The following is an 11,749-nucleotide window of genomic DNA, read 5'->3' as shown; positions in this document are numbered from 1 at the left end:
GGCGGGGTAGACCCCGCTCACCTGCGGGTTCAGCCGAAGATGTCGTACTGCTTGAAGTCCGTACCGATCGTGATGGCTGTGGCGAAGATCTCGCTGTTCGCCTTGCCGGTGCCCGGGTACAGGGACAGCGTCCCGGCGGGCGTACGGGCCAGCAGGTCGGCCCTGCCGTCGCCGGTGATGTCACCGACGGCGTCGAAGGCGTTGAAGCCGCTCCAGGTGCGGACCTTGATCCGGGCCGAGAAGGCGGCGGAGCCGGACTTGCCGGTGCCCTTGTAGAGGTAGACGGCGCTGCCGGTCCTGGCGCGGGCGATCAGATCGGTCCGGCCGTCGCCGGTGAAGTCGCCGTGGCCGAGGAGCACGTTGTACTGGCTCCAGCCGCCGCCGAACCTGACGCGCGGCGAGAAGGTGCCGTTGCCCTTGCCGGGGTAGATCCACAGCACGCCGCCGGAGTCCACGGAGAGCAGGTCGGGCAGGTAGTCGCCAGTGACATCGCCGGGCACGACGATCTGGGTGCGGGTCTTCCAGTTGTCGGCGAGCTTGGTGGTGACCTCCTTGTCCGAGGCGGGCACATAGTGCCTCCAGAAGACATCGCCGTCGCTGCTGCGCCGGTAGACGATGTCCTGGAAGCCGTCGCGGTCGAGGTCGGTCTGGAGGACCTTGTTCACCCCGTCCCAGGTGCCCAACTCCTCGCGCGCGTCGAACGTGGTGCCCTTGGACGCCTTGGAGTAGCCCATCTTGTCGGCCGACTTGCGCACCCACATGTCGGCGCGGCTGTCCCGGCTGAGGTTGCTGTCGTCGATCCGCGGATAGACGGCGCCGACATAGGAGGTGACCTTGGTGAAGACGCTGTACGCGCCCCTGGCCACACAGTCCTCCACGCCCCAGGAGACGACGCCGATGATCCGGTTGTTGACCACCAGCGGCCCCCCGGAGTCGCCGTTGCAGGCGCTGACGGTGCCGGTGTCGCTGCCGGTCGCGGGCTTGCCCGCGCACACCATGTGCCCCTTGACGAACTCCGTGCCCCAGGCGCGCGTGCAGGTGGTGTCGGACTGGAGGGGCAGGGTCGCCGTCTTCAGCAGCGGCGAGATCTCGTCACTGGTCGAGCTGGTCCGGCCCCACCCGTAGACCTTGGCACTGGTCCCGGCGGCGTACGAGGCGGTGTCCCCGGCCGTCGTCATCGGGATCGGCTTGGACTTCACCGGGATGTCCAGCGTGATGACCGCGATGTCGTTGTCGAGCGTCCTGGCGTTGTAGGACGGGTGCTGCCACTGGCGCAGCGGCAGGCGGACGGTGCCGTCGGTGCCGGTGTCGGTCGGAAGCTTGGCGGTGTCGGTGATGACGGTGCCGTTGGCGTACCAGTTGTAGCCCTTGACGCAGTGCGCGGCGGTGAGGATCTTCGTGGGCGACACGACCGCGCCGCCGCAGAAGAAGCCGATGTCGTCGGCGGTGCCGGTGGTGCCGCGGTCGTCGAAGTACCAGAGCTGGGCCATCCAGGGGGCGGAGGTGATCCCGGTGGTGGTGCCACCGATGATCTTCGCCTCCTTGCCCCCGGCGACACTGCCGCCGGTGCTCAGCGAGGTCTTGTTGCCCTGCCCGGGAAGGTCGTCCTCGGCGAGGGCCCCGGTCACCCGGTCGACCAGTTCGGCCCGGGTCACGGTGGTCGGGCCCGGGGTCACCCCCGTCGGGACGGGCGGAGCGGCGGCATCGGCGGTCGAGGTCAGCAGCGCGGCCCCGAGCGCCGCGGCGAGGGCGGCGGCGGTGGCGGACACCGCGAACCGTATCCGCCGTCTGTGCCGCCCCTCACCCCCCGCGGACACGGATGTATCCACTCAAGTCCCCCCTAGGGATCAGTAGTTTGGAAGGCGCCGATCGTACAACAAGCACAGTGGCCGCCCCCTGTCAGGGGACGGCCACTGCACGCCCTCAACGGGGCGCGGGGCTGTGCTGGATGTACGGCTCCGCCGCGCGGACGCGATCGACCACGGACCGACCGCCCACGGCCGACGACGTCGGCCGGACGTCGACTAGTCGCCGTTGCCCGGCGTCGGCGTCGTCTTCTGGATCTGCATCAGGAACTCGATGTTCGACTTCGTCTGCTTCATCTTGTCCAGCAGCAGTTCGATCGCCTGCTGCTGGTCCAGCGCGTGCAGCACCCGGCGCAGCTTCCAGACGACCGCCAGTTCCTCGCCGCCGAGCAGGATCTCTTCCTTACGCGTACCGGACGCGTCCACGTCCACCGCCGGGAAGATCCGCTTGTCCGCGAGCTTGCGGTCGAGCTTCAGCTCCATGTTGCCGGTGCCCTTGAACTCCTCGAAGATCACCTCGTCCATCCGGGACCCGGTGTCGACCAGCGCGGTGGCCAGGATGGTCAGCGAGCCGCCGTCCTCGATGTTGCGCGCCGCGCCGAAGAACCGCTTCGGCGGGTACAGCGCGGTCGAGTCGACACCACCGGAGAGGATGCGGCCGGAGGCGGGCGCCGCCAGGTTGTAGGCGCGGCCCAGACGGGTGATGGAGTCCAGCAGCACCACCACGTCGTGCCCCAGCTCCACCAGGCGCTTGGCGCGCTCGACGGCCAGCTCGGCGACCGTGGTGTGGTCCTCGGCCGGGCGGTCGAAGGTCGAGGAGATGACCTCGCCCTTGACCGACCGCTGCATGTCGGTGACCTCTTCCGGACGCTCGTCGACCAGGACGACCATCAGATGGCACTCGGGGTTGTTGTGCGTGATCGCGTTGGCGATGGCCTGCATGATCATGGTCTTGCCGGTCTTCGGCGGGGCCACGATCAGACCGCGCTGGCCCTTGCCGATGGGCGAGACCAGATCGATGATCCGGGTGGTCAGCACGCCCGGGTCGGTCTCCAGACGGAGCCGGTCCTGGGGGTAGAGCGGGGTCAGCTTGTTGAACTCGGGGCGACCGCGGCCGTGTTCGGGGGCCATGCCGTTGACCGAGTCCAGCCGGACCAGCGCGTTGAACTTCTCGCGCCGCTCGCCCTCCTTGGGCTGGCGGACCGCGCCGGTGATGTGGTCGCCCTTGCGCAGGCCGTTCTTGCGGACCTGGGCGAGGGAGACGTACACATCGTTGGGGCCCGGCAGATAGCCCGAGGTACGGATGAAGGCGTAGTTGTCGAGGATGTCGAGGATGCCGGCGACCGGGATCAGGACATCGTCGTCGGCGAGCTGCGGCTCGCTGGTGCCGATCTCGTCACGGCCCCGACGGCCCCGGCGGTCCCGGTAGCGGCCCCGGCGACCGCGACGGCCGCCCTCGAAGTCGTCGTCGTCCTGCTGCTGCTGGCGGTTGCCGACGCCCTGGCCGCCGCTCTGGCTCTGCTGCTGCTGGCGCTGCTGGCCCTGGCCGCCCTGCTGGTCCTCGCCCTTGTTGCCACGGCGGTCGCGGTCGCCCCGGTCGCGGTCGCGGTCCCGGTCGCGGTCACGACCGCGCTCACGGCGGTCGCGGCGGCGGCCCTCGCCGCCGTCACCGGCGTCGCCCTGCGGCTGCTGCTGGACGGGGGTCTCGGCCTTCGGCTCGCTCTTGGCCTCGGCGGCGACCGTCTCGGGGCTGCCGGCCTCGGCGGTGGCCCGGCGGCGCCGGCGCTCGGCCGGGGCCTCCTCGGCGGCCTGCTCGGCGCCGGAGGCGGCCTTGGAGGGCTGGCCGGGGATCTCGATCTGCTGCTGGCCCGCGGCCTGCTCGACGGCGGCCTCGGCCTTCGGCTCCGCCTTCTTCGCCGCGGGCTTGTCGGCCGCGTCGGCGGTGTCGCCCGTACGGGTCCTGGAGGTGGTGCGGCGCTTGGGCTTGGTCTCGGCGGTGGCCTCGGCCTTGGGGGCCGCCCCGCCGGACGCCTGCGCCTCCTTGATGACCTCGATCAGCTGGCTCTTGCGCATCCGCGCGGTGCCCCTGATACCGAGGCCGGATGCGACCTGTTGCAGCTCGGCCAGCACCATGCCCTCAAGGCCGGTACCGCGGCGCCGCCGGGAGCCGGCACCGGTGGCAGGCGCGGAAGCGTCCGTGGCGGGCGCGGCAGCGGTCTCCTCGACACGTGCGCCCATCAGATCGGTGGTGTCGCTCACGAAGGGTCCTTCCCTGGAGCGGACGTCGGCCTGTCTGGCTCGGCGACCGGTTGTGCTGTCCGGCTTCGGTCCGTTCGATGTGGACCGTGCCGGGGCGGTGGTCCGCCAAAGCGGCGGAAGAGATTTCTGGTGAGTGGCGCTTCCTCAGCCGTGGCACCCAGTGTCACGAGGCGTGGTCGCACCGGTTCCGGAGCTCCCCCAGAGGGGGTGCCCCCACCGACGGCCCGCTCAGTGTCGGCGTACGGCGTACTGCCCGCATACGAAGTACGAGACACAGTGCGGCTTGGGGGGCTCCCGGAAGGATGTCTGTCCCGGACGGGGACACGAGGCACCTCGCCATGGTGGGGTCGGGTGCAGACTTGAGATTAACACTACCGGATCCAACAAACATTCCCCCTCTCCACATCCGGCAATCGCATGCCCCGCTCGGCCCTAATCGGCATCGACGGCATCGGTGCCGGTCGTCGCGAGCGGCAGCACACAGGCTCCCTGCTGGTCCAGGCTCAGCCGGTTGGCGGCCCAGTCGGCCCCGGCGAGGGCCTCGACCTTGTCGGCGCTGTCCCGGTCGGCCAGCGCCATCACGGTGGGTCCGGCGCCGGAGATGACGGCGGGGACGCCGTCCGCCCGCAGCCGCTCCACCAGCGCCGCGCTGTCGGGCATGGCCGGGGCGCGGTACTCCTGGTGGAGCCGGTCCTCGGTGGCGGGCAGCAGCAGCTCGGGGCGCCTGGTCAGGGCCTCGACGAGCAGTGCGGCGCGGCCCGCGTTGGTGGCGGCGTCGACATGCGGCACGGTGCGCGGCAGCAGTCCGCGGGCGGTCTCGGTCAGCACCGGCCGGCCGGGGACGAAAACCACCGGAACGATGGAATCCGAGGGCTCCATCCTGATCGCGCGGGCGGCGCCGGCCTCCATCCAGGACAGGGTGAAGCCGCCGAGCAGACAGGCGGCGACATTGTCCGGGTGGCCCTCGATCTCGGTGGCCAGCTCCAGCAGCGCGGTGTCGTCGAGGCGGGCCTCGCCGCCTATGGTCACCGCCCGCGCGGCGACGATCCCGGCGCAGATGGCGGCGGAGGAGGAGCCGAGACCCCGGCCGTGCGGGATGCGGTTGGCGCAGACGATCTCCAGTCCGCGCGGCTGCCCGCCCAGGACGTCGAAGGCGGTGCGCAGGGACCGTACGAGCAGATGGTGCTCGTCGCGCGGGAGGGTCTCGCTGCCCTCGCCGGCGATGTCGATGTGCAGCCCGGAGTCGGCCACCCGGACGACAACGTCGTCGTAGAGCCCCAGCGCGAGGCCGAAGGCGTCGAAGCCCGGACCGAGGTTGGCGCTGGTGGCGGGGACGCGCACCCGTACGGCGGCGGCGCGGAAGGCGGGACCGGCCATCGCTCGATGACTCTCCTTGAGCTGCGTGATTGTCGAGGACACTCTCGATGACATGCGACGACATTCGATGACGTACGACGGACCCTCGGCCGCGGTGGACCGCCGTCGTCCGGGGCGGCCGGCGGCCGGGCACCGGACCGCGGGGACGACGCGGCACCGCGGCATATGCGGCGGGCGGGTTCAGTACAGCCTATCGAAGGAAGGTTCCCGGGCGACATAGGGCGCACAGGAGGCGCACGATGCGTGTCGTAAGCCCCCCGTGCAACCCCCAGCGGGTAAGCCCCCGGGACACACCGCCCCGGGCGCCCACCCGGCGTTCACGGGCCGTTTACGCCAGGCCCAGCCGGGTCGCCGCCACCGCCGCGTCGACCGGCACGGTGACCGGCTGCGGGGCACCGGCGACGGCCCAGTCGGGGTCCTTCAGACCATTGCCGGTGACCGTGCACACGATCCGCTGGCCGGGGTCGACCTCGCCGCGCTCGGCGGCCTTGAGCAGACCGGCGACGGACGCGGCGGAGGCGGGCTCGACGAAGACGCCCTCCTGCGCGGCCAACAGCCGGTAGGCGCGCAGGATCTCACGGTCCGTCACCTCGTCGATGAACCCGCCGGACTCGTCGCGGGCGGCGAGGGCGAGGCTCCAGGAGGCCGGGTTGCCGATCCGGATGGCGGTGGCGATGGTCGAGGGGTCCTTGACGACCTCGCCGCGCACGATGGGCGCGGAGCCGGACGCCTGGAAGCCCCACATCCGGGGGGTGCGGGTGGCGGGGCCGTCGGCGGCGTACTCCCGGTAGCCCTTCCAGTAGGCGGTGATGTTGCCCGCGTTGCCGACCGGGAGCACATGGATGTCGGGCGCGTCGCCGAGCATGTCGACGATCTCGAAGGCGGCGGTCTTCTGGCCCTCGATGCGGACCGGGTTGACCGAGTTGACCAGCGCGACCGGGTAGTTCTCGCTGAGCGAGCGGGCCAGCGTCAGACAGTCGTCGAAGTTGCCGTCGACCTGGAGGATCTTCGCCCCGTGGACCAGCGCCTGGCCCATCTTGCCGAGGGCGATCTTGCCCTGCGGGACGAGCACGGCGGAGACCATGCCAGCCCGTACGGCGTACGCGGCGGCGGAGGCGGAGGTATTGCCGGTGGAAGCGCAGATCACCGCCTGCGCGCCCTCCTCCTTGGCCCTGCTGATCGCCATGGTCATACCGCGGTCCTTGAAGGACCCGGTCGGATTGGCGCCCTCCACCTTGAGGTGGACCTCGCAGCCCGTGCGCTCGGAGAGCACCTGCGCGGGTACGAGGGGCGTACCGCCCTCACGGAGCGTCACGACCGGCGTGCTGTCGGAGACGGGCAGCCGGTCCCGGTACTCCTCGATGATTCCGCGCCACTGGTGGGTCATTGCTGGTTACTCTCCTTCAACCCGCATGATGCTGGCGACACCCCGCACGGTGTCGAGCTGGCGCAACGCCTCGACGGTCCCGGTGAGGGAGGCGTCGGACGCGCGATGGGTGACGACGACGAGGGACGCCTCGCCGTCCTTGCCCTGCTGCCGAACGGTGTCGATCGACACCCCGTGCTCGGCGAACACCGTGGCCACCTGGGCGAGGACACCCGGCTTGTCGGCCACGTCGAGGCTGATGTGGTAGCGCGTGACGACCTCGCCCATGGGCGAGACGGGCAGCGCGGCATACGCCGACTCGCCGGGCCCGGTGGACCCCGCGAGGCGGTTGCGGCAGACGGCGACGAGATCGCCGAGAACGGCCGAGGCGGTGGGCGCGCCACCGGCACCGGGCCCGTAGAACATCAGCTGGCCGGAGGCGTCGGACTCCACGAAGACCGCGTTGTACGCGCCGCGCACGGAGGCGAGCGGGTGGGTCAGCGGAATCATGGCCGGGTGCACGCGCGCGGTGACCGAGCCCCCGTCGGCGGCCCGCTCGCAGATGGCGAGCAGCTTGATGGTGCAGCCCATCTCCTTGGCGGAGGCGAAATCGGCGGCGGTGACCTCGGTCATGCCCTCGCGGTAGACGTCGTCCAGCCGGACGCGGGTGTGGAAGGCGATCCCGGCGAGGATGGCGGCCTTGGCGGCGGCGTCGAAGCCCTCGACATCGGCGGTGGGGTCGGCCTCCGCGTACCCGAGGGCGGTGGCCTCGTCCAGGGCCTCCTGGTATCCGGCCCCCGTCGAGTCCATCTTGTCGAGGATGAAGTTGGTGGTCCCGTTGACGATCCCGAGGACCCGGTTGACCTTGTCGCCGGCGAGGGACTCGCGCAGCGGGCGGATCAGCGGGATGGCACCGGCGACGGCGGCCTCGTAGTACAGGTCCTTGCCGTGCTCCTCGGCGACGGCGTGCAGCGCGGCCCCGTCCTGGGCGAGCAGCGCCTTGTTGGCGGAGACGACGGACGCGCCGTGCGCGAACGCGGTGGTGATCAGCGTCCGGGCGGGCTCGATGCCCCCGATGACCTCGACGACGACATCAATGTCCCCGCGTTTGACGAGGGCGGTGGCGTCGGTGGTGACCAGCGCCGGGTCGATCCCCTCCCGCACCTTCGCGGGCCGCCGTACCGCGACCCCGGCCAGCTCCACCGGGGCGCCGATCCGCTGGGCGAGGTCGTCGGCGTGCGTCGTCATGATGCGCGCCACCTCTGAGCCGACCACTCCACAGCCCAGCAGCGCCACCTTCAGCGGACGCGTACGCATCATCCGACCTCGTTTCGTCTTCCAACCGGTTACCGTCCGGGTTCTCACCCAGCACGGGGTTCCACCAGTCTCACTCACCGGACGGGACTTTCTGCCCCTGGTCCGGATCGTGAGACATCTATTTCATTTCCACGGCCCGGAAAACAACAGATCTTCCACACCGCCGAGGGCCTCACCCGACATCGAGCCGCAGCAGATCCTCCTCGGTCTCCCGCCGGACGATGACCCGGGCCGCCCCGTCCCGCACGGCGAGCACCGGCGGCCGGGGCACATGGTTGTAGTTGCTGGCCATGGACCGGCAGTACGCCCCGGTCGCCGGTACGGCGATCAGATCGCCCGGCGCGAGGTCACCCGGCAGGAACGCGTCCTTGACGACAATGTCACCACTCTCACAGTGCTTGCCGACCACCCGGGCGAGCATCGGCTCGGCGTCGGAGGCGCGGGAGACCAGGGCGACGCTGTACTCGGCGTCGTAGAGCGCGGTGCGGATGTTGTCCGACATCCCGCCGTCGACGGAGACATACGTCCGCAGCCCCTCCAGCGGCTTGACCGTGCCCACCTCGTAGAGGGTGAAGGCGGTCGGGCCGACGATGGCCCGGCCGGGCTCGACGGAGATCCGGGGCGTGCGCAGCCGGGCGGACTCGCACTCGCGGGACACGATCTCGTGCAGCGCCTTGGCGATCTCGTGCGGCTCCCGCGGGTCGTCCCCACTGGTGTACGCGATCCCCAGCCCGCCCCCCAGATCGATCTCGGGCAGCTCGACCCCGTGCTCGTCCCGCACGTCCTTGAGCAGTCCGACGACCCGGTGGGCGGCGACCTCGAACCCGGACATGTCGAAGATCTGCGACCCGATGTGGGAGTGGATGCCGATCAGCTCCAGCGAGTCCAGCTGGAGCGCCCGGCGCACCGCCTCCGCGGCCTGTCCCCCGGCCAGCGGGATCCCGAACTTCTGGTCCTCGTGGGCGGTGGCGATGAACTCATGGGTGTGCGCCTCGACGCCGACGGTGATCCGGATCTGCACCCGCTGCCGGACACCCAGCTCGCGCGCGATGTGCGCCACCCGCACGATCTCCTGGAAGGAGTCGAGCACGATCCGCCCGACCCCGGCCTCGACGGCCCGCCGGATCTCCGCGACGGACTTGTTGTTCCCGTGCAGCGCGATCCGCTCGGCGGGCATCCCGGCGGACAGCGCGGTCGCCAGCTCGCCCCCCGAGCACACATCGAGATTGAGCCCTTCCTCCTTCAGCCACCGCACCACGGCCCGCGACAGAAACGCCTTCCCTGCGTAGAAGACATCGGCGTCGGCCCCGAAGGCGTCCCGCCAGGCCCGCGCACGGGCCCGGAAGTCGTCCTCGTCCAGCACATAGGCGGGGGTCCCGAACTCCTCGGCGACCCGGGTCACGGGCACCCCGCCCACCGTGACGACACCGTCGTCCCCCCGGACGACGGTCTGCGCCCACACCTTGCCGTCGAGCGCGTTGAGATCGGCGGGCGGGGCGGAGTAGTGCCCCTCGGGCAGGACATCGGCGTGACGGGGCCCGGCGGGGTGTGCGGAGCGGCTCATATCTCTTGTCTTCTCAGCTCTCGGATTCTCAGAGGTGGTCGGGTGCGTCGATACCGAGCAGGGCGAGGCCGTCGGCCAGCACCGCCCCGGCGGCCTCGACAAGAGCGAGCCGGGCGCGGTGGACGGCCAAGGGTTTCTCGTCCCCCAGCGGGAGGACCTCCGGCCAGACGACGGTCACCGCGTCGGCGACGACCACGAGCTGCCGGGCGAGCCGGGAGGGGTCCCGGTGCGTGGCCGCGGCGGCGAGGACACGGGGGTGATCGGAGAGGGCGGTGAGAAGGGGGGCGGCGGAGGGGCGCAGGGTGCTTCCGATGTCCCCCGCCTCGGCCTGGAACCCCAGGTCGGCGGCGTTCCGCCGGAGCGCTCGCGCGCGGGCGTGGGCGTAGCGCACGCGGAAGAGGGGGTTGCCCTCCCGCTGGACGAGCGCCTCGCCGGGGGGGTGGGGCTTGTCGTGGGGGGCGGCGTGGAGGAGGGGCCAGGGGGTGGGGAGGGGGGAGGGGGGAGGGGGGAGGGAGGGGTCAGGAGAGGGGAGGGGAAGGGGGCGGGGGCGGATGAGGTGGGTGGGGGTGGAGGTGGCGGGCCGTGGATCGGTCGGCTCGGGCCGCTCCGGAGGCGGCGGGGCGGCCTCGCGCCCGGCCTCGATGACCTCGACAACCTCAATGACCTCAATGACCTCAATGACCTCCACGATCTCCCCCTGGGACCGCAGAATCCGGGCGACGGCGTCCCTCACGACCAGGGCGCGCGGCTCGCGGGCGGCGCGGAGCCGGACGGTGACGGCGTCGCCGCGGGGGGCGAGATGCCCGTACGGCACGCCGTCCCGCAGCACCTCCCGGACCAGCCCGCCGATCGGGGAGTCCGCTCCGCCGTCCTCCTCGATGTCGAGCTCAAGGGAGAGGTTGAGGAACCCGGGTCCGGTGACGACGACCTCGCGGACGCCGGGTGACTTCAGCAGATGGGGTGAGAGGATCTCGGCGACCCGCCGGGGAGGGTGACCGGACGGACGGGCGAGCTGGAGGGCGATGTTGGTGGCGTAGTCCCCGCAGCCGCCGGCTCCCGGGACCGTGACCACGGCCCGCGCAGGAACCTTCACCCTCAGCTCCCCCTGGTCCACAGCACTGCGTACCGCGCGCAGCACGGTACGGGAGAGCTCGACGGGGGTCACGGGACAAGCGTAGGGGAGGAGGGGGGTGGGTAGGCGAGCCGATTTGCCCGATGGTCCGGGATGTGGACGGAGATGGGGCGGGGATGGGGGTGGGGATGGCGGCGGGGGCGGAGACGGGCGGTGGGGGTCACCGCTGTGTCAGCCGGTGCAGCCCCGCCCACCGTCTCCGGGACCGCCGGTTCCCCCGGCGGCGCCGCCGAGTACCCCTTCGACGAGCCCGCGGCCCTGCTCCTCCACACGGCGGCGCCGCAGCGCGACGAGTCTCAGGACGACCTGGACCAGCTCACTGGGCTCGAAGGGCTTGGCGAGGAAGGCATCGACCCCGACATCGAGCCCACTGTCGACCTCCTGCTGGGTGCAGGCACTGACGACGGCGAGGGAGAGATCGCGAGTACGGGGGTCGGCACGCAGCCGGCCGGCGGTTCTGAGCCCGTCCAGCCGGGGCATGACCACGTCGAGTGTCACTACGTCGGGCCGCACTTCATGAACGACATCCAGACACTCGACACCATCGGCCGCGGTCACCACCTCGAAGCCCTCCAGTTCGAGGTTGACCCTGATCAACTGCCGGATGACCTTGTTGTCGTCCACAACAAGCACCCGGCCCGAGGCGCCTGGCACAACTTGAGAGTAGGTCGGCACCGGCCACCGCGTCCGGGTTTTCCCCACTTCCAACCCCTGAGGGCGACACGGCCCCCTTCCTGGCCCCGTAAAACGCGTTCATGACCACCCCAGGGGAGCTGGTAGTGTTCTATCCGTCGCCGCGAGCAAACAACTCAGCGCCCGACACGCCCCCGTAGCTCAGGGGATAGAGCAACGGCCTCCGGAGCCGTGTGCGCAGGTTCGAATCCTGCCGGGGGCACTCCGGAAACAACTCCCGACCTGGGGATATACAG

The 11,749-nt window shown here is 71.2% G+C and carries 8 protein-coding genes and 1 tRNA gene; 1 reads left to right on the top strand and 8 read right to left on the bottom strand.

What is annotated here, in order from left to right; all coding sequences use genetic code 11:
- Positions 1–29 precede the first annotated feature (29 nt).
- From ABZX40_RS02965 to ABZX40_RS02930, 8 genes are all read right to left on the bottom strand, one after another.
- On the bottom strand, positions 30–1,769 hold the full coding sequence (locus ABZX40_RS02965; protein ID WP_355740466.1) for a trypsin-like serine protease: 1,740 nt from the start codon (positions 1,767–1,769) through the stop codon (positions 30–32).
- Positions 1,770–2,024: 255 nt separating this feature from the next.
- On the bottom strand, positions 2,025–4,064 hold the full coding sequence (rho, locus tag ABZX40_RS02960) for a transcription termination factor Rho (protein WP_355740468.1): 2,040 nt from the start codon (positions 4,062–4,064) through the stop codon (positions 2,025–2,027).
- 432 nt (positions 4,065–4,496) lie between these two features.
- The gene (gene thrB, locus ABZX40_RS02955) at positions 4,497–5,441 is read right to left on the bottom strand and encodes a homoserine kinase (protein WP_355740470.1); all 945 of its coding nucleotides are present in this window, start codon (positions 5,439–5,441) and stop codon (positions 4,497–4,499) included.
- 328 nt (positions 5,442–5,769) lie between these two features.
- Positions 5,770–6,828 (bottom strand): threonine synthase, encoded by a 1,059-nt coding sequence (gene thrC, locus ABZX40_RS02950; protein WP_355740472.1) that lies wholly within the window; start codon positions 6,826–6,828, stop codon positions 5,770–5,772.
- A gap of 6 nt (positions 6,829–6,834) precedes the next feature.
- Positions 6,835–8,127 carry a homoserine dehydrogenase gene (locus ABZX40_RS02945; RefSeq protein WP_355740474.1) on the bottom strand — a complete coding sequence of 431 codons (1,293 nt, stop codon included), beginning with the start codon at positions 8,125–8,127 and terminating at the stop codon, positions 6,835–6,837.
- A 169-nt stretch (positions 8,128–8,296) separates the two neighbouring features.
- Positions 8,297–9,688: a diaminopimelate decarboxylase gene (gene lysA, locus ABZX40_RS02940; RefSeq protein WP_355740476.1), complete on the bottom strand. Its 1,392-nt coding sequence runs from the start codon at positions 9,686–9,688 to the stop codon at positions 8,297–8,299.
- A gap of 28 nt (positions 9,689–9,716) precedes the next feature.
- Entirely contained in the window at positions 9,717–10,853 is a 1,137-nt protein-coding gene (gene nrtL, locus ABZX40_RS02935) for an ArgS-related anticodon-binding protein NrtL (RefSeq protein ID WP_355740478.1), read from the bottom strand.
- 138 nt (positions 10,854–10,991) lie between these two features.
- Positions 10,992–11,528, bottom strand: a complete 537-nt coding sequence (locus ABZX40_RS02930) for a response regulator (protein WP_355740480.1) — start codon at positions 11,526–11,528, stop codon at positions 10,992–10,994.
- 115 nt (positions 11,529–11,643) lie between these two features.
- Between ABZX40_RS02930 and ABZX40_RS02925 the strand changes: the two genes are divergently transcribed.
- Positions 11,644–11,715 (top strand) — tRNA-Arg (locus ABZX40_RS02925).
- Positions 11,716–11,749 lie beyond the last annotated feature (34 nt).

Origin of the sequence: Streptomyces sp. NPDC004610 (genome assembly GCF_040609715.1) — a bacterium.
Lineage (GTDB): Bacteria > Actinomycetota > Actinomycetes > Streptomycetales > Streptomycetaceae > Streptomyces.
This window is presented reverse-complemented; position numbering and strand designations above follow the sequence as displayed.

Excerpts from the sequence above, each read along its gene's own strand:
- thrB (WP_355740470.1), bottom strand. The coding sequence starts at position 5,441 with ATGGCCGGTCCCGCCTTCCGCGCCGCCGCCGTACGGGTGCGCGTCCCC.
- thrC (WP_355740472.1), bottom strand. The coding sequence starts at position 6,828 with ATGACCCACCAGTGGCGCGGAATCATCGAGGAGTACCGGGACCGGCTG.
- ABZX40_RS02945 (WP_355740474.1), bottom strand. The coding sequence starts at position 8,127 with ATGATGCGTACGCGTCCGCTGAAGGTGGCGCTGCTGGGCTGTGGAGTG.
- lysA (WP_355740476.1), bottom strand. The coding sequence starts at position 9,688 with ATGAGCCGCTCCGCACACCCCGCCGGGCCCCGTCACGCCGATGTCCTG.